Source organism: Cupriavidus sp. H39, assembly GCF_050271075.1.
GTDB classification, from domain to species: domain Bacteria; phylum Pseudomonadota; class Gammaproteobacteria; order Burkholderiales; family Burkholderiaceae; genus Cupriavidus; species Cupriavidus necator_B.
The window spans coordinates 2037344-2060184 of record NZ_CP189848.1 but is presented as its reverse complement, the minus strand read 5'-3'; the positions used below and the strand labels follow the sequence as shown (position 1 = coordinate 2060184).

The following is a 22841-nucleotide window of genomic DNA, read 5'->3' as shown; positions in this document are numbered from 1 at the left end:
TCAGCGTTTGCGGCGTCGCTGCGTGAAGCCCGCGATCGCTTCGGCGTACCGGCGCGCAACGGTCTTGCGCTGGTGGTCGGCCAGGAACAGGCGCAAGCCCGGTTCGCTGCGACGGGTTGCGCCGGCCTGCACCGCCAGCATCGTTTCGCACAACGGGTCGACCGCAGGATCCACCACCCAGCCGAACCCGCCGACGGCCTCGGGCAGGCCGCCGCGGCGCGTGACGATGACTTCGCAGCCTGCCGCGAGGCCTTCCAGCGCGACGATGCCGAAGGGCTCGTAACCGATCGACGGCACCACCAGGCAGGCATGCTGCGCCAGCATCGTCGCCACCGCCGCGGCCGGCTGCGCGCCGGCAAACGTCACAGCCTCGGCGCACTCCAGGGTGGCGGCCAGCGCGACCAGCATCGCGTACTGCGGCCCGTCGCCGATCATCGTCAGGTGCGCGTCAGCGTGCAGCGCGCGCAGCCTGGCGAAGCTGCGCAGCAGCAGGTCAGCGCCTTTCTCGGTCACCAGCCGCCCGACAAAAGCGAAGCTGCCCGGCCGGCGCGCCACGGATGACGGCGCGAACAGGTCGTCGCGATAGCCGTTGTGAATCACCAGGGGCTGTCCCGGCAGCCATCCGGCCAGGTACCGGCTGACGCAGATGTTGTGGTAGAAGCGCGACATCCAGCGCTTGACGTTGCCTGGGGTGAAACGGCGCTTCTCGCCATAGTGGTCGTACGGGCCATGATGCGTCAGCACGATACGGCGCCCTAGCGCGGTAGCCAGCAACACGTCGTAGAACGTCAGGCCGACGAACACGATCAGCGGATGCCGCAGCATGACGCGCGCCAGCTCGACCATGCTCGACACGCGCGTCACCGGATAGGGGTACGCCGGCACGTCATTCGCGGCGGCCGGCGTGCGCGTTGCCAGCTCGACCTGATAGCCGAGCTCGGTCAGTCCCGCCGCCAGGTCCTCGGCAAAGCGCTCCATGCCGCCAACGGAGGGGTGGAACGGGGCGCTGAAGATCAAGAGGTCGGGCAGCGGCGGCGGGGCGACCTCCGGTGGCTCAGGCTGGCTCATCCTCTTTGCGCTCCATGGCATGCACAGCACAGGGCCCCCGCTAACGGGAAAGTGACGTCCCAGCATGCCGTCAGCCGGCGCACCCATCTGTGCGCCGGCGCACGGATGCTTTGGTCAGGGGTGGGAGGCCGGGCACAACCGCCGTTCTGGGGCCGAGCGTTGCCCGCTAGTTGGCACCCCTGCCGATTTCGCCGGTGGCCAGCGCCAGCATTGCCGCCGCGGTCAAGGCCGCGCTGTAGGCATCGGCCGATGCGTTGCGCGCCAGCAGCAACTGGTTTTGCGCGAGGTTGGCCTCGGTGACCGTGCCCACGCCCCGGCGATAGGCGTTGTACGCCGCGTCATAGGTGATCTGCGCAGCGTCGGCCAGCGCCCTGGCGGCGTCATAGGCGGCCAAGCTCGATTCCAGCGCGCTCTGGCTGACCACCACCTGGCGCACCGATTCCTCCTTGGCGCGCGTCAGCTTCGCCGATGCGCTGTCCGCATCGTTGCGCGCCTGCGCCAGCACGGCCGAGCGCATGCCGCCGTCATAGAGCGGCAGCGTCACGCCCAGGAATACGCTGCTGCCGTAGCGATAACCGTTGAGATTGACCGTCGGCGGCTGCTGTCCCACGGGAGGAATCGCCGTGATGGCGGATCCGCCCGACGCATACGAGGCCACCCCCGACATGAACACCTTCGGCAGGAATGCCGCTTCGGCCGCCTTCACGCGGGCCTGGCTGGCGCGCTCCACCGCGTAGGCCCCCAGCACATCGGGCCGTTGCGCGATGGCCCGCGCCACGATCTGCTCGATCGAACTGCGCAGCGCCGGCGACAGCGGCCGCACCGGCATCCCGGCGATGCGCGGCTTCGACAGCGGGGAAATGCCGATGGCGTTGATCAGCCCCAGGTAGGCATCGGTCTCCGCGCCTTGCGCCTGCACCTTCGCCAGCCTGGTCTGGGCCTGGTTCTGGGTGGCCTGCGCCACTTCCACCACCGTGCCGATGCCGCGCTGGTAGCGTGACCGGGCGGCCGTCAGCACCGCATCGGCATTGGCCGTGGCCTGGTCGACCGTGGCCAGCCGCGCGCGCGCTGCCTGGTAGCGGTAGAACGCGACGCTGACCTCGTGGATGATGCGCTGGTGCAGGGCGGTGAAGGCGATGTTCGCCGCCACCGTGGCCTGCTCGGCGGCTTCGACCACGCCCGCGCGCTCGCCGAAATCGAACAGCAGCCACTGCAGCGATACCGCGGAGATCGCACCGTGGCGCGATGTGTCGGTGCCTGCCTGGCCCAGCACGGTGGAACCGGACAGGCGGGCGTTCTGCCAGCCGCCCATGGCCGCCACCGAAAGCTGCGGCAGATAACTGCTGCGCGCGATGCCGGTGGCCAGCGCGGCATTGCGGGCGTCGTTCCAGGCCACCCGGGTCAGCGGGTTGTGCGATTGCGCCAGGTCGATCAGTTCGGGCAGCGTATAGGCGTGCGCGGCATCGAGCGGCACGGGCGGGGCGATGGTCGCCAGCGTCGTGTTCGCAGGCAGCACGTAGTCCGATGGCGAGTCCGTCGGGGCGGATCCGGCCGGCGCACCGGCGACGATTTCGCCCGTCGCGCCGGTGGGCGCCTGCCATGGCCGGTCGGGCCGCGGTGGCGCAAGGTCGAGCGACGCGGTGGCACAGCCGGCCAGGGCCAGCACCACCACCAGCGGCAGCAGCGCGAGCGGATCAGGTTTGCGCATGGGAAGAGGGTGCATGCGCCGCGGCCGGGCGCGTTTCAGACAAATGTTGATCGACCAGCGCCAGCAGGGTGGCGCGTGTGGCGTCGCCCGGGCCGGCCGCTGCATCACGCTCCGCGCCGGCAGACGGTGCCTCGCCGGTTCGCACTGCGCGAAGCCGCGCGGCGATCGCAGGATCGCCGGGGAACCGTTCCGCCAGCAGGAACAGGGGGCCCGCCACCGCGTCGAGCAGCCTCAGGCGCTGCCATTGACGCGCCAGCCACGCCGGCGCAGGGCCGACCGACGCCGGCTCGTAACGAGCCAGCGACAGGTCCTGCGCAATATCTCGCTGCAGTGCCATGGCGCTGGCGGCATGCTGGCGGCGCGCGGCGGGCTGGTGCGCATCGATCAGCTGCTGCCACTGGCTTGCCAATGCCGCCAGCGCCGCGTCGATGCGGCCGGCGATGCTGACTGGCCAGATCCTGGTGAACACCAGGTACACCACCAGGTTGCCGATGATGATGCCGATCACCCGATCCCGGGCGATGGTCAGGTCGAATCCCGGGCCCGGACCCTGGATCACGCAGAGATAGAACGCAAACGCGACCTGAAATCCCGCGTACGCGATGCGCGGCGAGCCTGACGCCACCCACGCCGACAGCCACGTACCGACCAGCACCAGCGCCAGCAAACCGGTCACGGAATCCAGTGCCGGCACGACATAGACGATGGCCGCGGTCCCCGCCGCCGCGCCGACCAGGCATCCCGCCAGCCGCAGCGCGAGTTTTTCCACGGACTCCGCCACCGTACCGAGCGCAACCAGGTAGCAGGTAATAAAGCAGGTATGGATGCCGGGCCAGTTCAACTGCTGGTAGAGCAGGTAGCAGAACATCGCAGCGCCGGTGGTCTTCAGCGCGTAGTGAACATGGGAACGGTTAGTGAAGGCGTCGCGGTCCATGAAGCCGCCGGGCTTGCTGGCCGGAGCACTGTGCGCCGCGCCCGGTGCCGCCGGTGCTTCGGGTTCGGCATAGTGTTCGATGGCCTCGCGCAGCGCCTTTGCCACCGCTTGCTGCAGCGGCGGCAGGGCCGCGGCCTCGGGCAGCGCCAGGGCGATGTCGACCGGATAGCCGCCTGCGGCGAGCATGCGTGCCATGGCGTCGAGCGTATCGGCGAGGATCGCCGCGCAGGCGGCGGGCAAACGCGCCTCGGGTTGCCGCCAGGCGACATCGACGGCCATCAGGATGGCCATGGTCGACGTCATCGCTTGCCGTAGCGCGAGCACGTCAGCCGCATTCACGCTGCCTTCGAGCCTGGCCAGCCTGAGCCAGCCGGGCAGGGGCTGCACGCCATCGCGTAACGCCATCGCCAGCGCGGTGCCTTGCGCTGCCGGATCGCGCAGGCTGCGCGCCGCCACGCGCAGGCAATGCGCCAGCCGCTCGCCTGCCAGCCGGCGTGGCGATGGCCCCAGCAGCAGGTTGACCACCACGTTGGCGCCAATCGGGATGGCCACCATCAGCCAGGCATACAGCAGGCCGCGCGTGGCCAACTCGCCGGCTGGCACCAGTCCCAGTTCATCCAGTCCGAAACCGACGATCATCGCCACGATTGCGCCCACCGGGCGCAACTTGCTGGCGGAGGTCAGGAACAGCAGCCCGGCCGACAACGCCGCCATGCATGCCACGCGCAGCACGGGGTTGTCGAGCGTGAAATCAGCCAGCACGATCACCAGCCCGACGATCAGGCTGACCAGGACCAGCATGGCGAGGCTGAGCACGATGCTGCTGGTGCGGTCTGCGCGGTTGATGAAAAAGATGACGTATGCGGAGATCGCGGCCTCCGGCGTGCCATACATCGCGGCGATCAGTACGGTCAGCGTGCTGGCCACCGCAATGCGGGTGGTGAGCGCCGCGCGACCCGGAAACGGTGCCAGCAGGGCGCCGAACTCGGCAACGGCACGGCGCGGCTGGTCAGCGGCAGGCTGCGCCATGCCGCACCTCGACGATGGCGCTCGCTCCGACCCGGGCCAGGGCTTCCGGCGGCTCCGCCAGCTTGATGCGCACCGGGAACCGGCGGGCCACGCGCACCCAGTTCACCGACGGCTGCACATAGGGCAGGGAGCGCGGAAGATTCACGCGATCGGTGTCGCCGATGCCGACGCCGATACCTTCCACGGTGCCACGCAGGGCCGTGCGCCGGTCGATCATCGAGTAGACGGTGGCGCAGTCGCCGATATGGATATCCGCCAGCTGGGTCTCGCGGAAATTGGCCATGGCAAACCACTCGCCGGTATGCACGAGCAGGAACAGCGACTGGTTGGGCAGCACGACTTCGCCGGCCAGCACCCGCAGGCCGCTGACACGGCCATCGAACGCGGCGCGCACCACGGTATCGTCGAGCGCACGCTGGGCGAGGGCCAGGGCCGCCTCGCGTGCGCGCACCGTGGCCATGGCATCGTCCGCATTGCCCACCGCCTGTGCCGTGGTGGCTTGCTGCAGCTGCGCCTGCTTCAGCGTCACTGCGGCGTCGCGCCTGGCAACTTCGGCCTGGTCCAACTGCTGCTTCGGCACATAGCCATCGGCAGCCAGTGGCCGCAAACGCTCTACGGTACGCTGCGTCAGCGCGTAGTTCTGCTCGGCACGGGCAATCTGCTCGGCAGCGACGGAGGCGGTGCCGCGCTCGGTGCCGATGCTGCGGCGCCGCGTGCCGAGCATTGCCCTGGCCAGTTCCAGATCGGCCTGTGCCTGGGCCAGGGTCAGCCGGTACGGCACCGGGTCGATTTCGAACAGGACATCGCCCTTGGCAACGCGCTGGTTTTCCGTCACCAGGATCCGGGCAATGCGGCCGCCCACCGGCGACGCGACGTGGATCAGGTCCGCGTCCAGCGCGGCATCGTCGGTCGAGGGAAACCGCACGGTCCGCTCGTAGGCATAGAGAGAAAGCGCCACGGCCAGCGCCACGATCCCCAGCGCAATCCCTTTCCCGCGCCACGGGCCGCGGCGCATGCCAGCCATTTTCATAGATGCCCCGTACCGATCAGCCAGACGATTTCGGCGACGATAAGGCCGATCGCCGTATTGACGAGCAGCTGGAAGCGGACCGTCTCCGCCCAGCCGGTTGCAATGAAGACACGCCAGGCGAGCACGGCGCCCAGGATGCCGATCAGCGCGCTCAACAGCCACAGCGGAAAATAGGCGCCGAACAAGGCAAAGGAAGGTGCACCGGCACAGCCATGCAGGAGAACAGCCAATGCTGCGAGCGGAAGCCAGCGAGCCATGGGTGGGGGTGGTCAGTGAGGCACACTTGAAGTATCCGGGAATATAGCAGCGCGGAAACCGGGTTGTCCAAGGGACGCAGTTCGAGTCGTCGCTTCTGCCGATGGTATCGGTGGCATGGAAGCTTCTTGGCGGGGGCCGCACAGGTTGTCCGGACCAGCCCTGACATTTCAACTGAGCCAGAACAGTCCTCCAGCGTAAAGTGCTCGGTCCGGATTTGGCTTGGCCGCTGCAGTAGCGGCCTGTCCTTGGAATACGCGGCAACCCGGTCCTGTGCTGCGGCCGCAGGTGCGGTGGCGGTTCAGGCCTGCCCGGCACGGCGCGCGGACGTGCGCGACAGTGCAGCCCAATCCAGGTGGCCTTCGCCATGCGCAAGGCTTTCGATATGCGTATCGCGCAGCGTACTCGCCAGAGGAAGGGGAACGTTAGCCTGTTCCGCAGCTTCCAGCGCCAGGCGCACGTCTTTGAAGCCCAGCGCCAGCTTGAAACCTGCTGGCTCGAAGCGCTCTTCGGCGATGGCCTGCCCATAGCCCTTGTAGACTGGAGCCGCGAAGGCCGTAGACATGACCATTTCCAGAAAGCCGACCTTGTCTACCCCGTGGCCGTGCGCCAGTGCCACCGCTTCGCCCATCGTACCGATGGCGCTGGCGATCATGAAGTTCACGGCAAGCTTGGCAGCATTGGCCTGTTCTGGCCGTTCGCCCAGATGCCAGGTCTTTTGACCGAGTACATCCAGCAGCGGCTGCACGGTTGCAATGGCCTCGGAATTGCCGGCAGCCAGGATGTTGAGCTGGCCCGCTTCTGCCACGTTTACCCGTCCCAGCACCGGGGCGGCAACGTAGCCCACGCCTTGCGCCTGGTGTAACGCAGCCAGTTCTGCTGCCAGGGCCACCGATATCGTGGCCATGTTGACATGGATCGCTCCCCGCTTTAGCGCGGGCAGTGTCTGTGCATCCAGTATCGTGGCACGGGTGGCTGCATCATCGGCCAGCATCGAGACCAGCACGTCCGCATCGGCCACGGCCTCGACGGGTGTGGCCGCGCTTTGCGCGCCGAGCGCGGTGAATTTCGCCACCGGCATGGGCGAGCGATTCCAGCCACGCATCGCATGGCCGGCCTTGAGCAAATTGGTGGCCATTGGCAGACCCATCGTGCCGAGGCCCAAAAAAGCGATCTTCATGGAGAGTTCTCCTTGGCCAAAAGGGAATCGATTGCTTCCTAAATAGGCAAAAAATTTTCAGGCTAATGCCTTGAGTGCAACGGCCGCCACGGCTTGCATCTGTTCGCGGCTGCGACCGGTCTTGCCGACGACGCGCATGCCTTGCGTCAGGCACAGCAGCATCTGCGCAGTCGCTTCGACATTCACATGGGCCGAGATCGAGCCGTCTTCCTGGCCCTGGCGGATCAGTTCAGCCAGTAACGCCTCGTTGCGCGACAGCGCGGCGGCGATGTGGTCGGCCACTGGTTTGTCAAATGCACACAGTTCCACCGTGCTGCCGACAACCAGGCACCCTTGCCGACCGGCCGCGCCCTGGGCGGAGTCGGCATAGAAGTCCAGGGTGGCGCGAAGGCGATCCAGGCCGGTGCCGGCGTTATCGCTGATCCGGTGCAGCTTCTCCGCCCGCTGGGCCCGGTAGCGATCGAACGCCGCCAGGAACAGCGATTGTTTGTCCTTGAACGCCTTGTAGAGACTGCCTTGCGCGAGGCCCATGGCGTCGGTGAGGTCGGTGATCGAAGTGCCGTGGTAACCGCGTTCGCTGAACACGCGCACTGCCCGATCGAGCGCCTGATCGACATTGAACTCGCGCGGGCGGCCCCGGCCGCGTGAGCGTGTGGATACTGGGGGCTGGGTTGCGGTCATGCCGGTGGACCTGTTAATTAGGAAATGATTGCTCCCAATATAGCACCGCATCGCCTCTTTGTCATGGCGGCAGCCAGTCCAGGTCCGGACAGCCGGCACCGCGCGCCCGCAGGTGGACGGCTGGCGTTTAATGGAAATTTCTTATTTCGGCTTCGAAAAGATTTCATAGGTGTCAGCGAAGCATACGGCTAGAGTTGGCATGAGGACGATAGAGAACACCTGTTGTCCGGCTTCCGTCCCGGGAGGGCGCAACATCCGTAGCGCGCAAGAACCGATGCGCTCCTGTCCACGGGACTGGCCCGGGTGATCTTTCCCGCCGGGCGCGGCAAGTTATCTGACCAGATCCGGGCGGCCAGGGCCTTTGTCGGCGCCGCCGCCCTTCCTGGCCTGCGCGGCCCCAGGGCATGAAGAAGCCCGATATGGTGAACGGCAAATGGTGGAGGCCTGGGGATGAACCGTTGGCTGATGCGTTTGTTTCGTTACGTCCGACCCTGGCTTTTCGCCAGCCTGACGCTGGTCTCGTTCGGTGCAAGTGCGCAAGCTGGGTCGGAGCAAGCGCCCCCGTTCAAGCCCGAGGAGCTCGAGGCGCTGGTCGCGCCGATTGCGCTCTACCCCGATTCGGTGTTGTCCCAGGTCCTGATGGCTTCCACCTATCCGCTGGAGATCGTGCAGGCTGCGCGCTGGGTCAAGGCTAACCCGAAGGTGAAAGGCGATGCCGCCGTCAAGGCGGTCGAGAGCCAGCCATGGGATGTCAGCGTAAAGTCGCTGGTTGCCTTTCCACAGGCGCTTGAGCCGATGAGCGACAAGCTCGACTGGACGCAGAAGCTTGGCGACGCCTTCCTGGGCCAGGAGAAGGACGTGCTGGCAGCGGTACAGCGGCTGCGGGCGCGCGCCCAGCAATCGGGCAACCTCCAGTCGAACCAACAGCAGAAGGTGATTGTGGAATCCGCGCCGCCTCCCGCCCCGGCCCAGGGCCAGGTGCCGACGGCGGCGCCGCCCCCTCAGAGCATCGTACGGATCGAGCCGGCGAACCCGGAGGTCATTTATGTGCCTGCCTACAATCCGAGCGTTGTTTACGGCGCCTGGAGCTATCCCGCTTATCCGCCTTATTACTGGCCGCCATATCCGGCCTACTATCCCGGCGCAGCCCTGGCCACCGGGTTGGCATGGGGCGTTGGCCTGGCAGCGGCCGGAGCCATCTTCGGCAACTGCAACTGGGGCGGCGGCGACGTGAACGTCAACGTTAACAGAGCTACCAACATCGATCGCAACTTCGACCGCACCAAGGTGCAGGCCGGTGGAAAATGGCAGCACGACGCCTCGCATCGGAAAGGCGTGTCGTACCGCGATAACGCCTCGCGTGAGAAGTTTGGCGGCAGGAGTGGGGCCGGTGCCGACAGGCGCAACGAGTTCCGTGGTCGCGATGGGGGCGGTGTGGGCGATCGTGGGGGTGTGGGCGATCGCGGCGGTGTGGGCGATCGCGGCGGTGTGGGCGATCGTGGCGGTGTGGGCGATCGTGGCGGTGTGGGCGATCGTGGCGGTGTGGGCGATCGCGGCGGTGTGGGCGACCGCGGAGGCGTGTCGGATCGTGCCGGAGTTGCAGGCGGACGCGAAGGCGGTGCAGGCGGTGGACGCGATAACGCGTTCCAGGGCGTAGGCGGAGGCGGCGCGGCGGCGCAGCGGGATCTTGACCGAGGCAGGTCCAGCGCGCAATCGGTTGCGCAACGCCCGAGCGGCGCGGGCAGAAGCAGCAGTGGATTCAGTGGCGCCGGTGGCCACGGCGGTGGATTCAGCGGTGGCGGCGGCCGTGGTGGCGGCCGTGGTGGCGGTGGCGGCGGTCGTGGCGGCAGGCGCTAATCCGGGGAAACACGATCATGCATTTGACACCACGATCTTCTGCGTGCCGGCCTTGTGCCTGGGGCAGTGCCATCGCCCAGGTGCTTGCGTTGCTCATTTGGGGCATGGCGCCGGCCGCTGCGCAGAAGAATTTCAGCTCACCCGAAGCGGCGATGAACGCCTTTGGCGAAGCGGTGGCCACCAGTGATGATGAGGCGGTGAAATCGCTGCTTGGCGCCAGCTATCACAACCTGATCCCACCGGTGGGCGCGGAGATTCGCTACCGGTTCCTTGAGTCATGGAGCCAGGCACACGCCATTCGGCGTGAAGGGGACAACCGCGCTCGCATTGTGACCGGCAAAGACGACTGGACGTTGCCGATTCCCCTGGTAAAGACTGCCAAAGGTTGGCATTTCGATACGCGCGCTGGGGTTGAGGAAATGCGTGTGCGCCGCATCGGCCGCAACGAACTGGCGGTGATGCAGACCTTGCTGGCGCTTTGCGATGCGCAGAACGACTATGCGCAGATGAGCCGGCAGACCAGCGGTGTGTCGCTGTACGCAGCCAAGCTCACCAGTTCGCCTGGCAAGCGCGATGGCCTGTACTGGCCGACAAAGCCCGGCGAACCGCAAAGCCCGCTCGGGCCCGCCTTTCTTGAGGCAACCATGCGCAACGCGGGGCAGGGCGGTTATTACGGTTATCACTTCAAGCTACTGACTTCGCAGGGAAGCCACGCACCGGGTGGCCAGTACGACTATCTCGTGAATGGCAAGCTATTCGGTGGCTTTGCGGTGATTGCGTGGCCGGTTCGCTATGGCGATACCGGGATCAAGAGCTTCATGGTCAGTCATGACGGACGGATCTTCGAGCGCGACCTTGGCCCGGACAGCCGGGGCAGGGCGCTGGCGATCCGGGCCTTTGACCCGGGCCCCGGCTGGACCGAGGTGACGCCATGATGCACACGGTCACGCAGTCCTTATGCGCGGCGCCGCAGCCGGTCGCGGCAGGTGCCAGGTCCGCGGAAGATTGACCATGATTTCCGAAACAGCATGGTGAGACCATCGCGGCGCACGCACGCCCGGCCTTGGATCGACGCAACACAGATGAAAGGGAGAGCGGCATGAAAAGTAAGACACTGCTGGCCGTGGCCGTGATGATGGCGGCTACGGCGTCGGCTTGGGCGCAGCCTGAAACGAAGATGGACGTCTCGCAGGCCCCCGGGCAGATGAAGGCGACGAGCACATCCAAGGTGACCGCCAAGATCGCCAAGATCGATGCATCGACACGAACGGTTTCACTGAAGAAGAAAGACGGCAAGGTGGTGGACCTGGTGGTCGGCGAGGAAGCCCGGAACTTTGACCAGTTAAAGGTCGGCGACACCGTTACTGTCGAGTACCAGGAAGCCCTGAGCCTGAGCTTGCAAAAGGGCAGCGGGCCGCTTTCCATGCAAGAGCGCGAGATGTCCGACCGCTCGGCACCCGGCGCCAAGCCTGGTGGCACGGTGGGTCGGGAAGTGACGGCCACAGCTGACGTTGTCGCGGTGAACGCCACTGCCAGGACCGTTACCCTGAAGGGCCCAAAAGGACGTACGGTCGACCTGATGGTTGACGATCCGGAGCGACTCAAGAACATCAAGAAGGGCGATCGGGTCCAGGCGGTTTATACGGAAGCCCTGGCGGTGTCGGTGCAGCCGGCCGCCGGTAAATAGCATGACGGAAGACGGGCGGCAGTGTGGTTGGCGCAAGCCCGGCGATCTGTGGTCAGTAACGGCTACGCAATTTTCGCGGGACGGCAAGGTAGAACCATAAATACTTGAGGAGATAAAACATGATCGTTCGTAAATTGTCTGCGGCGGGCTTCGTTTCGATGGCGCTCGTTTTTGGCGCAGCGAGCGCGCAGCAGCCGCAACCCGCCAAGGAAACAGATGCAGCCCAGGTGCCGGCTGCGCCGCCGACCACCGCCCAGGCAAAGGCCCTGATCGACGAAAAGTTCAAGGCGGCCGACGCCAACCATGACGGGAAACTCAGCCGCGACGAAGCCCAGGCAGGCATGCCGGAGGTCTACAAGCGCTTTGACAAGATCGACGCCAGGAAGCGGGGCTACGTAACACAACGTCAGATCGGCGCGTACTGGCAGTCGAAGACCAAGGCACAGATGCAGAATGAAAATCCTGTCTGGAACTGAGTGATCGCCGCGCTCGCGGCATGCCCGGACACAGAACCGCTATAGCATCTCCGACGCACCGGTCTCCGCATGGAGACCGGTCGGCTTCGTTACCAACCGCTTGGCCGAGATGAGCCTGCCGTTGGAACGCCACAGTCAGTCCGAGCGCGAAGCGCGCTTCGGCTTTGAGCGAATCGTTAGCTTCCCGCCCGCTGACGCTCGGCTTGATAAGCCTTGATCTTTGGGAGTATCGCCAGGCGCCGCTCCAGACTCTCCGCTGTCCAGTACTGCTCGCGATCGTAGTACTCCATAACGGAAGGCACGGTCTCCGGGATAATGACCCAGGGTTGCTTTGAAGATGTGTAGATGTGAATATCCGGGGGGAGCAAATCTGGATTGTCCAGTGTGCCAACACGCACAAAGCGTAGTATCGGCCCGGACCCCGCATAGCTGCTCCACACAGCGACATGGCACTTTGGGCATCTAGCAATCATTTGCCCCTGTCCACTTGCCGACGGCGTATCGACAATCTCCGGCTCTCCAGACAAGAGCGAGACCCGGTCTGCTTCAATCATTGCATTGAGGGCAAATGAAGCTCCGGTCTCTCTCTGGCACCAGCGGCAGTGGCAGCAGTGTACAAACAGAGGTGGTGTTTCAATGCGATATCGGACGGATTGGCAGGCACAACCACCGTCTGCTGGAAAAAGCTTGCTCGATTTCACTTTGCTTTCCTCCGTCTGAAATTAATACGGATCGCGATCCGCATGGCAATTGCTATGGCTGACTACCGTTGCCGCACGGCTGTCAATGCTAACAAAACTGAACGACGCCTTTAGCGAATACTTAGGCCCGACTCCCTTCCCGTTCTGGGGCTGCCCAGGAGATGAGCCTGGCGCACTTTTCTTCGGCAGGTACGGCTGCGTCAAATCCCTGCAAGGCGATCAGACTCCGGTGAGAGACGCCTGTCGTTTACACAATTTTTACGCCACCGCCCGTGGTCTTGATACGTTCTTTACACGAATTTTTCTACCGTCCATTTATCCGCCCCCATGCCGGGTGATCCGCGAATCCGGCGGAGACCTCTCGGCGATCACCGGCCGCACCCGCGTATTGAGCGATTGCTGATCGCTCGCGTCAGCGTCAACCCCGGCGGGGCCTTCCTTGACCGCATGATCGCCATGGTGGGAGGTGCCGAACGTCCCGGAGCGTGCCCACTATCTGCGGATCTACATGGGCAACTTTGCGGCATAAGCTAGAAGCTGACCGCGCCACGCCACTTCATCACAGAACTGGGGGTGGGCTACAGACTAGATGGCCTGGACTGAAGTCATGGCCCCAAGCCAATAGGACATCGGTGACAGGGCTCAGGGATGGGTCCCTGCGGTTCGTCTTCGAGTTCGAACGGGCTCTCCAGTTTCGGGAAAATATCAACGGTCAGGAGGAGGAGTAATCGTGGATTCTCTTGCAAATAGCCGCGAATCGCCAACCGGCGCGCACCTGGAGCATTCCCGGGCAGCGCTCACCCTTGCTGCGCTGGGGGTCGTCTATGGTGACATCGGTACCAGCCCGCTGTATGCGGTCAAGGAAACGTTTAATCCTGCGCACGGCATCCCACTGTCCCCCGAAAACGTACTCGGCGGCATTTCCGCCATCCTCTGGGCGCTGATGATTGTCGTTTCGCTCAAGTACGTAATACTGATTATGCGGGCCAACAATCGGGGGGAGGGTGGCATCATGGCATTGCTTGCGCTTGCCTTGTCATCGGTGAAAAAGGTGGGGCGCTCCCCCGCGCCAGTCGTGCTCATTGGCCTGTTCGGCGCCGCGCTGTTCTACGGGGATGCCGTGCTGACGCCAGCCATCTCGGTCCTCTCCGCGGTCGAAGGACTCGAGGTGGGCACAACGGCGCTGAAGCCTTACGTCCTGCCGGTATCCATGGGCGTATTGATCGTGCTATTCCTGGGCCAGCGGCATGGTACCGCCAAGATCGGTGCGCTGTTCGGGCCTGTTACGGTCTTGTGGTTCCTCGCCCTGGCCGCCGCCGGCATCCACGGCATCGTCCAGCATCCTGCCATCCTCGGCGCACTCAATCCACTGCATGCATTCGGCTTCGTCACGCAGCACGGCTTCGCCTCGTTCGCGGTACTGGGAGCGGTGCTGCTTGCGTTCACGGGTGCCGAAGCACTCTATGCCGACATGGGGCATTTTGGCAGTGGCCCGATACGGCTGGCGTGGTTCGGATTGGTGTTTCCAGCGCTTGCGCTCAATTACCTGGGGCAGGGCGCGCTGCTCGCCGTCAATACGAAAGCGGTCGAAAATCCCTTCTATCTCCTTTATCCCTCCTGGGCACTGTATTCAATGGTGGCACTCGCCACCGCGGCAACCGTGATCGCTTCGCAGGCGACGATATCGGGGGCCTATTCGCTGACTAAGCAGGCAATCCAGCTGGGCTACCTGCCGCGCATGCAGGTCGTGCAAACATCGGAAAAAGCCATGGGGCAGATTTACGTCCCGGGCCTCAACGCCATACTGCTGGTGGCGGTCTTGGCTGCCGTGGTCGGCTTCGGCTCGTCTTCGAAACTGGCCTCGGCGTATGGCGTGGCGGTGACTGGGACCATGTTGGCAACGACCCTCCTCACCTTCTTTGTGGTCCACTACGGCTGGGGCTACACCCTGTCGCTAAGCCTCGTCGCCACTAGCTTCTTCGCGGCCGTAGACGTAGCGTTCCTCTCCTCGAGCCTATTGAAAGTGGCTGAGGGCGGCTGGTTCCCGCTGCTTGTCGGCACCGGGATGTTCGTCGTGATGCTGACATGGCTACGCGGCCGGCAGGTTTTGCTCGGACGCCTTCAAAGTAACGACATGCCGCTCAAATCATTCCTGGACTCGCTGTTCCGTGCACCTCCATCGCGCGTATCCGGGACAGCGGTATTCCTCGCAGCGACATCGGATGTCGTGCCCCACGCACTGATGCATAATCTTAACCACAACAAGGTGCTGCACGAGCGCATCCTGTTTCTTACCGCGAAGATGAAGGATGTGCCGTGGGTACCATCGGGCGAGAGTCTGGCCATCGAACCGCTCGGGCACGATTGTTATCGGATCACATTGAGCTTCGGCTTCATGAACCGGCCGGACGTCTCGCAAGCGTTGAACATGCTGCCCCGAGTATCAAACCTGGGATTCAACATGATGGAGACTTCGTTCTTCCTGAGCCGCGAGACAGTCATTCCGGTGGCGGGGATCGCCAGCGGGATGGCATTTTGGCAAGAGCGCCTCTTTGCCACAATGAGCAGGAATGCCGGCAACGCGGGCGAGTACTTCAACATACCGCCAAATCGCGTCATTGAAATCGGAACACAGATCCAGATCTAGATCTTGCCTTTGACACATGGGGCTGGCGCTGCATGTTCTGAATGAACGGTTCCCCACCAGCATTCGCGCAACGGGGGACTGGCCTGTCGTGGAATATCGGCTTTGCCATCGGCGGCATGATGCCGACCTTTGCATCGCTGTGCGACGACGTCACCAGATTCTCGGCCGTGGGCTCGCTAGAGCCGCCCGACATCACCTCCGGGCATCAGGGCTTCGCCGGGTTCCCAAGCACCGGTGGCGCCGGTGGTGGCAGCGGCGTTGCCACCGGTTCCAGTCCGGTGCTGCTTACGATCTCAGCCGCTGCCGGAGACGCCAGGAAGCTCACGAAGCGCGAGGTTGCGGTGGTTTGCCGGCCTGCAACCGTTCCGGCCGAAAAGAAGACTCGCTGCTGCAGTTCGTCCGGCAGCGGCCCGACATAATCCAGCTCCTTGAAGGGCAGCAGTTCGCTGACCTGCTGGAAGCCGATTTCCGCATCGCCGCGCGCCACGACCGTGCCGACCCGCTCACTGTAGATCTTGCGGGCCTTGTCCTTGATCTCGTCCGCGACGCCCAGCCGGGGAAACAGCTCGTTGGCCAGGTAGGTGCCGCTGGCGCTGGCGGAATAGGCGATCGACCTGGCGTTGAGCAGGGTCTGCCTTACCGCTTCGGTGGTGCTGATATCCGGCTTGGGCGTGCCCTTGCGCACCGACATGCCGATCAGCGAGCGCGCCAGGTCGACCCGGCTGCCCGCCGCCACCTTGCCTTCGGCTACCAGCTTGTCGAGCCCCGAGTCCGCCAGGATCACCACATCGAAGGTCTCGCCGCGCGCCAGCCGGCTCGGAATCGAATCGGGCGCATTGCCCATCGAGGCCCCGTACGCGGTGATGACATGGTCCTGCGTGGCGGCCTCGTATAGCGGCACGAGCTTCTGGTAGGCAGCGGTAAAGCCGCCCGAAGTGATGACACGGATCTCGTCAGCAAAGGCCGGCCCGGACAGCCAGACGAGCAGGACCAGCACGCAGTGCCTGGCCGCGGTGGTGGTGGACTTCATGTTGTCTCCTTGATGGACGGCTGCGGATCGCGCCGATCAGTCTTCTTTCATGTTGGCGGCACGCGCGATCGGGCCCAGGCGGGCTTTTTCGCCTGCCAGGAACTTGGCGAAGTCGGCCCGCGTTCCGCCCATGGGCTGGATCCCTTGCGGGATCAGCCTGGCGCGAAGTTCAGCCGACTTGAGGGCGACGTCGATTGCCTTGTTCATCTTGTCGAGAATTGCGTCGGGCGTACCGCGCGGTGCGAAGACTCCGGACCAGTGGCCGATGAAGACGCCGGGATAGCCAAGTTCCGTGGTGGTCGGCACGTCCGGCATCGCGGCTATGCGCGTATTCCATGTCGAGGCGATGGCGCGCAGTTTTCCGCCCTTCACCTGCGGCAGCACCACGACGCTGGCCTCCGACGTCGCGTCTACCTGCTTGCCGACGACGGCGACCATGCCTTCCGATCCGCTCTTGTAGGGGATGATCTCGAGCCGGGCCCCGGTCGCCAGCTTCAGCATCTCGGCGACGAAGTGCGGCGTGCTGCCAGTGCCGGCCGTAGCAAAGTTCAGGCTCTTGCCGGTCTTTCCAAGCGCGACCAGGCCCTTGAGGTCCTTTATTGGCGAGTCGGCCGGCACCACGATGACGGAGGGACTGACCGCCAGCATGGCAACTGGCACCAGGTCCTGCTCCTTGTACGGCAAGCGAGCCTTGATCATGGCATTGGTGATCACGCCGGCTGCCGGCGCCAGGAAGGTATAGCCGTCCGGAGCAGACTTGGCGACATAGTCGGCACCGAGGACCGAACCGGCGCCGGGCTTGTTTTCCACGATGATGGGCTGGCCCAGTTGTCTGGATGCCACGTCCGCCACGGCGCGCGCGACCAGGTCGTTGGCACCGCCGGGACCAAACGGTACGACGAATTTCACCGGCTTTGCCGGCCAGGTTTCGGCGAAGGCGCTCAGGGTGCAGGCGGCCAGCGTCAGGGCGGTCGCGAGGTAGCGAACTGCAGTCTTCAAGGTAGGTCTCCAGGATCTAAATTTGGCGTGCGCTTGGCGGCACGGCAGGCGTCCCGGTCAGGCATTGCAAGGGTATTGCGGGCGGACTATTCTGTGAATTGCAACTTTCGAAAGATTCCATGCATGGCACGCATCAATTTTGGCCTTGAAGACCTGCAGGCCTTCGTCGCGACGGCGGAAAAAGGCAGCTTCCGCATGGCCGCGGAAGCGCTGCACATCTCGCAGCCAGCGCTCAGCCGGCGCATCGAGAAGCTGGAAACGACGCTCGGTTCTCGCCTGCTGGAGCGGACCACGCGCCGCGTGGAGATCACCCAGCCCGGACGGCAGTTTCTACAGGAGGCCCGCGCCGCCCTGGATATCCTGGACAGCGCGGTACTGCGGTTTGGCGACGAGGTTGCGCTGCAGCGCGGACTGGTCACCGTTGCCGCGATACCGTCGGCGGCGCTGCATTTCCTTCCCGACGCCATCCACCGCTTTGCCGGCCAGCATCCGGGCGTGCGCGTGCGCGTGATCGACGAGAACGCGAATGCCGTACTGGCCAGCGTGATGTCGGGAGAGTCCGATTTCGGGCTGAATTTCATCGGCGCCCAGGAGCCCAACATTGAATTCCGCGCCATCCGCGCCGAGCCTTACCGGCTGGCATTGCGACGGGACCACCCGTGGGCCGGGCGGGATTGCATTGCCTGGGAGGAACTGGCGGGCCAAAGGATGGTGAGCGTGTCCAAGCAAAGCGGCAATCGCGCCTTGATCGAAAACGCCATCGCCCACCTCAGGCAGCGCCCCACCATTCACTACGAAGCCAACCACGTGGTCGGCGTGCTGGCGCTGGTCGAGGCCGGGGTGGGGATCGCCGTACTGCCTGGCATGGCCCTGCCGCGCGATCATCCCCGGCTTTGCAGCATCCCGCTGGTCGAACCTTCCGTGGATCGGGTCCTGGCGCTGATACGGCGCCGCGACAAGCCATTGCAGCCTGCCGCGACGGCGTTGTATGAAACCCTGGCAGCAGGCGCCATGGCGTCTGCTTGACGCAGCCCGGGGAAGGTTATGCCGGCGCGCGGTCGGGATGGGTTACGCGAGCGGAGCCACCGTAGCCCCCTGGACGCCGTGCGTTTGCAGGGCGTGCGCCACGGCACCGGATTTCTTCATATCCTCGACGAAGCGTGCCAGGAAGGATGCTGCCTTCTCCCCGCGCGATGTGGGTATTCCCATGGCCTGACGAATGACCATGAAGCGCTGGCCCAGCAGGCGCAGGCCCGGCACACCGTGGATGTCGGACTCGAGCTGCTGCCTGACGCCCGCGGCCACGTCGTACTGGCCCTTCAGGAAGGTCTTTACAACGGTCGGTGAGGTAGGTGCGCGAACGATCTCGGCCTGCTGCAGTTCGCGGGTCAGGTAGAGATCGTAGGCGCTGCCCTTGCCGACTACGACGCGGGTACCGGCGCGGTCCACATCGGTGTTGTCCGTTACCGGCGAATCCTCGCGGACGAGGTAACAGCCTTCGATCAGGACGTACGGTGCGGTGAACGCGATGCGCGCGCCGCGCTTGGGATCGATCGCAAAGAAGCCGACATCGGCTGCCTCGGCCGCCACAATATCGACGGAACGGCCGGCCGTGTCCACGACAACGAGCTCGAGGGGGACGCCCAGGCGCGCCGCGAGCGCCGTGGCCAGGTCGACGGAGACGCCGCCGGCGCTGCCGTTTGCCAACCGATGGGCGAGGATCGGATTGCCCAGGTTGATGGAGGCGCGTAGCGCGCCGGCGGGGGCGAAAGCCTGGACGAGGTCTGGGTCTGTGGTCATTGTCAGTGACGGATCACTCGGATTTAAGAATGCCGCGGATATTGGCCAGAGCCGTGAGCGTATGCTCGAGGTGATCGTGCATCGCGGCGGACGCGTCCGCGTTGCGGCCCTGTTCGAGCAGGTCCAGCAAGTGCAGGTGTTGCCGCGCGTGTTCTTCGTACCGCGTGCGTTCCCGCATGGAGCGGTAGGACAAGAGCCGGCGTACACGGTTGACGCGACGTATCGTGTCGATGAAGAAGGGGTTGCCGGAACCTTCGACCAGTGACTCGTGGAAGCGGACCCCGCGGTCGTGCAGTTGGTCCGCGCTGTCGGTCTTGATGCCACCGTCCAGAAGATGATGTTCGGCAGCACGCAGCCGCGCGATGGTCTGCGCGTCAAGGCGATAGCCAGGCTCCAGCAGCGCAGCCGGCTCCAGCGCCAGGCGCATGCGGTAGGACTGCAGTAGCGAGTCGGGCGTCGTGAGCATGGCCGAGAAGGCCCAGCCGTAGCCCGGCTTGCGTTCGCCCCAGCCCTCCTGCGTGATGCGCGTCAGCACCGTGTTGAGCTGTGTGGCGGTGAGCCCGTATCGCAGCCGGATAGTCTGCTCCGGGACTTCCGTGGCGAGCGAGCCGTTGAGCAGGTCTTCGGCGATCTGGAAATACGCGTCGCCGACGACGTCCGGCTCGGCAAGGCCGAGTTCCTCGGCAACTTCGGCGGCGGGTTTCATGACTGGCTGGGCCAGGAAGAATCCCCGATTCTTCTCGCGCCTGACCAGGCCCTTGTCATGCAGGATGGCGAGCGCCTCGTTGACCGGGGTGCGCGAGACGCGCAGCTTGTCGGCAAGCATCTGCGCGCGCAGGTGCGCGCCGACGGGCAACTGCTCGTTCTGGATGAACTCGACGATCTGGGTAGCGATGGATCTGTCCTGGGCCATGGTGTCAAGCGGATGCTGCGCCGGGATGGTCAGGGGGCCGCCAAGTCTTCCCCATGCCGCGCCAGCGCCTTGTGCAGAATCGAAGGAATCACGCCGCCGCGCCGCAACAGGTCGACTTCAAGCCGGGTCTCGACGGCGGCGGTGGCATCGAATGCTTCCACCGTCCGGTCTTTGCGCACGATCCGCACCGGTATCCTGCAGCGCGGCGCCAGTGCTGCCGCGTCGGCCTCGACGTGGACCACGTCGCCGGGCCGGAGCGCCAGCGTCTGCGGGTTCACCCCAGCCGGCATGCGCAGCGGCAGGATACCCATGCCGATCAGGTTGGAACGGTGGATTCGCTCGAAGCTTACCGCAATCACGGCGCGGATCCCCAGCAGCCGCTGCCCCTTGGCCGCCCAGTCGCGCGAAGAGCCGGTGCCGTATCGCTCGCCGGCAAGCAGCACCACGGACTGCCCTTCGTCGCGATACCGCTGCGCCACCTCGTGGATGGGCGCGATGTCGCCGCTCGGTACGTGCACGGTATGTGCCGTGGGCGCATCGGGATGCAGCAGGTTCACCAGCGTCTTGTTGTAGAACGCCGCGCGCATCATCACTTCCCAGTTGCCGCGCCGCGAGGCAAAGACGTTGAGGTCGTTCCGGTCGTCGCCCCGGCTGACAAGGAAGTCGGCCACGAAACTGTCTTTCGGAATGGCGCTGGCCGGAGAGATATGGTCCGTCGTGATGTCGTCGCCGAGGACCAGCAGCGGCCAGGCGTCGTACTCGCCCAGCTGCGAACCCTGGTCCAGCGCGGCGAACGGCGGGCGCCGCAGCGCGGTTGAACGAGGATTCCATGGGTAGCGCGCTGCATCGGCCGAGGGCAGGGCAGCCCAGACCGGGTTCCGCGACGCCACGGCAAAGGCGCGCGGGTAGTCGGCTGGGTCCGCGCCGGCGGCCAGGGCCGCAGCCACCTCATCGCGCGTGGGCCAGAGCTCCTTCAGGAAGACCGGGGTCCCGTCTGGCGCGATTTGCACCGGCTCTCGGCTCAGGTCGCGCTCGGCATCGCCGGCCAGCGCAAATGCCACCACTAGCGGTGGCGACATGATGAACCCAAGATTCAGGTCCGGATGGATGCGGCCCGGAAAGTTGCGGTTGCCGGACAGCATGGCCACCGGCCGCGCCGCACCGGCCTCGGCGGCATCGCGGATGGCGGGCGTCAGCGGCCCGGAATTGCCGATGCAGGTCGTGCAGCCAAAGCCGACGATATCGAAGCCGACGGCCGACAGGTCGCGCGTCAGCCCGCTGCGCGCCAGGTAGTCGGCGGCCGCCGGCGACCCGGGGGCGAGCGAGGTCTTGATCCACGGCGCCACGGTCAGGCCGCGGGCGCGCGCCTTGCGGGCGACGATGCCGGCAGCCATCAGCAGCGCTGGATCCGACGTGTTGGTGCAGCTGGTGATCGCGGCAATCGCGACGGGATAGCGCGGCATGCCTTTGATCCGACGCTGCGGCTCGAAGGGGAACCGCGCCAGGGCTGCGGCAGTGTCGGCGTAGGACAGCAGATCCTGGGGGCGGCGCGGGCCGGCCACGTGCATGCCGATAGTGGCCAGGTCAATCTCGATGGTGCGCGTGTAGCGGGGGACGTTGTCGGGGTCGAGCCACAAGCCGGCGTGTTTTGCATAGTCGCCGACCAGCGCAACCTGGGCCGGGCTACGGCCGGTGGCGCGCAGGTAGTCGAGCGTCTGTCCGTCGATCGGGAAGAAGCCGGTGGTGGCGCCGTACTCGGGCGCCATGTTGGCCACGACGGAACGCTCGCCCGCCGTCAGCGTGGCGACGCCGCGCCCGCAATACTCGACGAATTCCCCCGAGACGCCGATGGCGCGCAGCCGCTGCGTCACGGTCAGCGCCAGGTCGGTGGCCAGCACGCCGGGCTGCAGGGCGTTGGTCAGGTGTACCCCGATGACATCGGGGATCCGCTGCATGACCGGCATGCCGAACATCACGGTCTGCGCCTCCAGCCCGCCGACACCCCAGCCCAGCACGCCGATGCCGTTGATCATCGGCGTGTGGCTGTCCGTTCCGATCAGGGTATCGGGCACGGCCCACACCGCGCCATCACGCTGCTGCGTGGTCACCACCGTGGCGAGTTGCTCCAGGTTGATCGTATGCATGATGCCCGTGCCCGGCGGATGGATGCGCACGCCCTTGAGCGCCTTCGATGCCCAGCGCAGGAAGCTGTAGCGCTCGGCGTTGCGCTGTGCCTCGAGCTTGAGGTTGTGTTCCGCCGCGCCAGGCCGCGCGAACGCATCGACCGCCAGCGAATGATCGACCGACGAATCGACGGGCAACACCGGGTTAAGCGCGTTAGGGTCGGCGCCGGCCTCGGCCAGCGCGTCGCGCATGGCGGCGATATCGACCAGCGCGGGTGTGCTCGTGGTGTCGTGCATCAGGACGCGGCCGGGCTGGAATGCGATTTCCGCTTCGCTCGTGCCGGTCTCGAGCCACGCCTCGATGGCCGACATCGCCTCGGTCCGTTCCGCGTCCTCCATGTTGCGCGCCACGTTCTCCAGCAGCAGGCGCAGCACCACCGGCAACCGCGCCAGAGACGCACCGAACATGCCAGGCAGGTCGACGAAGCGGTAGGTGATGTCGCCAGCGTGAAACTGGCCTGCCAGCGGAGTCATGGGGCGGCGGTAGGTGTTTTCCATGACTGTACTTTGCATTGGTTTACGCAAAAATGCAATCAAGTGGAAACCCGCATCGCCCATGGAAACAAGGAGACAACCCGTGAACTCGCCCATTTTGTGTCCCGAACCAACGCCCGATCCGGGCCGACGCCGCTTGCTAGGCGGTGCGGTCGCGGCCACCGCCGC

General features: G+C 65.4%; 19 protein-coding genes. 6 read left to right on the top strand and 13 right to left on the bottom strand.

Going from position 1 to position 22841, the window contains the following annotated elements:
- The 7 genes from ACOCMH_RS24890 to ACOCMH_RS24860 form a co-directional block, all read right to left on the bottom strand.
- Nucleotides 1–1068 (bottom strand): glycosyltransferase family 4 protein, encoded by a 1068-nt coding sequence (locus ACOCMH_RS24890; RefSeq protein WP_427309599.1) that lies wholly within the window; start codon nucleotides 1066–1068, stop codon nucleotides 1–3.
- Between the two features lie 166 nt (nucleotides 1069–1234).
- The gene (locus ACOCMH_RS24885) at nucleotides 1235–2776 is read right to left on the bottom strand and encodes a TolC family protein (protein WP_427309597.1); all 1542 of its coding nucleotides are present in this window, start codon (nucleotides 2774–2776) and stop codon (nucleotides 1235–1237) included.
- Nucleotides 2763–4739 carry an FUSC family protein gene (locus ACOCMH_RS24880; RefSeq protein ID WP_427309595.1) on the bottom strand — a complete coding sequence of 659 codons (1977 nt, stop codon included), beginning with the start codon at nucleotides 4737–4739 and terminating at the stop codon, nucleotides 2763–2765. Before ACOCMH_RS24880 ends, ACOCMH_RS24885 begins: the two co-directional genes overlap by 14 nt.
- Nucleotides 4720–5769, bottom strand: a complete 1050-nt coding sequence (gene mdtN, locus ACOCMH_RS24875; RefSeq protein ID WP_427309593.1) for a multidrug transporter subunit MdtN — start codon at nucleotides 5767–5769, stop codon at nucleotides 4720–4722. The genes ACOCMH_RS24880 and mdtN overlap by 20 nt, the downstream gene beginning before the upstream one ends.
- Entirely contained in the window at nucleotides 5766–6026 is a 261-nt protein-coding gene (locus ACOCMH_RS24870) for a hypothetical protein (RefSeq protein WP_171518159.1), read from the bottom strand. Before ACOCMH_RS24870 ends, mdtN begins: the two co-directional genes overlap by 4 nt.
- A 299-nt stretch (nucleotides 6027–6325) precedes the next feature.
- The gene (locus ACOCMH_RS24865) at nucleotides 6326–7204 is read right to left on the bottom strand and encodes an NAD(P)-dependent oxidoreductase (protein ID WP_427309591.1); all 879 of its coding nucleotides are present in this window, start codon (nucleotides 7202–7204) and stop codon (nucleotides 6326–6328) included.
- Between the two features lie 57 nt (nucleotides 7205–7261).
- Nucleotides 7262–7885 (bottom strand): TetR/AcrR family transcriptional regulator, encoded by a 624-nt coding sequence (locus ACOCMH_RS24860; protein WP_427309589.1) that lies wholly within the window; start codon nucleotides 7883–7885, stop codon nucleotides 7262–7264.
- Between the two features lie 450 nt (nucleotides 7886–8335).
- Here ACOCMH_RS24860 and ACOCMH_RS24855 point away from each other — a divergent pair, with 450 nt between their 5' ends.
- The 4 genes from ACOCMH_RS24855 (at nucleotide 8336) to ACOCMH_RS24840 (ending at nucleotide 11905) form a co-directional block, all read left to right on the top strand.
- Nucleotides 8336–9742, top strand: coding sequence for a DUF3300 domain-containing protein (locus ACOCMH_RS24855; RefSeq protein ID WP_427309587.1), 1407 nt, complete (start codon nucleotides 8336–8338; stop codon nucleotides 9740–9742).
- A gap of 17 nt (nucleotides 9743–9759) precedes the next feature.
- Nucleotides 9760–10677, top strand: coding sequence for a DUF2950 domain-containing protein (locus tag ACOCMH_RS24850; RefSeq protein ID WP_427309586.1), 918 nt, complete (start codon nucleotides 9760–9762; stop codon nucleotides 10675–10677).
- 164 nt (nucleotides 10678–10841) lie between these two features.
- Nucleotides 10842–11429 (top strand): hypothetical protein, encoded by a 588-nt coding sequence (locus ACOCMH_RS24845; protein WP_427309584.1) that lies wholly within the window; start codon nucleotides 10842–10844, stop codon nucleotides 11427–11429.
- Nucleotides 11430–11548: 119 nt separating this feature from the next.
- Nucleotides 11549–11905: an EF-hand domain-containing protein gene (locus tag ACOCMH_RS24840; protein ID WP_427309583.1), complete on the top strand. Its 357-nt coding sequence runs from the start codon at nucleotides 11549–11551 to the stop codon at nucleotides 11903–11905.
- 176 nt (nucleotides 11906–12081) lie between these two features.
- Here the strand turns inward: ACOCMH_RS24840 and ACOCMH_RS24835 are convergent, their stop codons facing one another.
- Nucleotides 12082–12606, bottom strand: coding sequence for a GFA family protein (locus ACOCMH_RS24835; RefSeq protein ID WP_427309581.1), 525 nt, complete (start codon nucleotides 12604–12606; stop codon nucleotides 12082–12084).
- Between the two features lie 730 nt (nucleotides 12607–13336).
- Between ACOCMH_RS24835 and ACOCMH_RS24830 the strand changes: the two genes are divergently transcribed.
- Nucleotides 13337–15253: a potassium transporter Kup gene (locus ACOCMH_RS24830; RefSeq protein ID WP_427309580.1), complete on the top strand. Its 1917-nt coding sequence runs from the start codon at nucleotides 13337–13339 to the stop codon at nucleotides 15251–15253.
- A gap of 205 nt (nucleotides 15254–15458) precedes the next feature.
- Here the strand turns inward: ACOCMH_RS24830 and ACOCMH_RS24825 are convergent, their stop codons facing one another.
- Together ACOCMH_RS24825 and ACOCMH_RS24820 are read right to left on the bottom strand one after the other, a co-directional pair.
- Nucleotides 15459–16283 (bottom strand): substrate-binding domain-containing protein, encoded by an 825-nt coding sequence (locus ACOCMH_RS24825; protein WP_427309578.1) that lies wholly within the window; start codon nucleotides 16281–16283, stop codon nucleotides 15459–15461.
- A 36-nt stretch (nucleotides 16284–16319) separates the two neighbouring features.
- On the bottom strand, nucleotides 16320–17282 hold the full coding sequence (locus tag ACOCMH_RS24820) for a Bug family tripartite tricarboxylate transporter substrate binding protein (RefSeq protein ID WP_427309576.1): 963 nt from the start codon (nucleotides 17280–17282) through the stop codon (nucleotides 16320–16322).
- A 123-nt stretch (nucleotides 17283–17405) separates the two neighbouring features.
- On the opposite strand from ACOCMH_RS24820, the gene ACOCMH_RS24815 reads away from it, so the two are divergent.
- The gene (locus tag ACOCMH_RS24815; RefSeq protein ID WP_427313355.1) at nucleotides 17406–18308 is read left to right on the top strand and encodes a LysR family transcriptional regulator; all 903 of its coding nucleotides are present in this window, start codon (nucleotides 17406–17408) and stop codon (nucleotides 18306–18308) included.
- Between the two features lie 42 nt (nucleotides 18309–18350).
- On the opposite strand, the gene ACOCMH_RS24810 is transcribed toward ACOCMH_RS24815, so the two are convergent.
- From ACOCMH_RS24810 to acnA, 3 genes are read right to left on the bottom strand one after another with little or no spacing between them, the layout of a single operon-like run.
- Nucleotides 18351–19082 carry an ABC transporter substrate-binding protein gene (locus ACOCMH_RS24810; protein WP_427309575.1) on the bottom strand — a complete coding sequence of 244 codons (732 nt, stop codon included), beginning with the start codon at nucleotides 19080–19082 and terminating at the stop codon, nucleotides 18351–18353.
- A gap of 13 nt (nucleotides 19083–19095) precedes the next feature.
- The gene (locus ACOCMH_RS24805; RefSeq protein WP_427309574.1) at nucleotides 19096–19995 is read right to left on the bottom strand and encodes an FCD domain-containing protein; all 900 of its coding nucleotides are present in this window, start codon (nucleotides 19993–19995) and stop codon (nucleotides 19096–19098) included.
- Nucleotides 19996–20024: 29 nt separating this feature from the next.
- Nucleotides 20025–22676, bottom strand: a complete 2652-nt coding sequence (acnA, locus tag ACOCMH_RS24800; protein ID WP_427309572.1) for an aconitate hydratase AcnA — start codon at nucleotides 22674–22676, stop codon at nucleotides 20025–20027.
- Nucleotides 22677–22841: the final 165 nt, after the last annotated feature.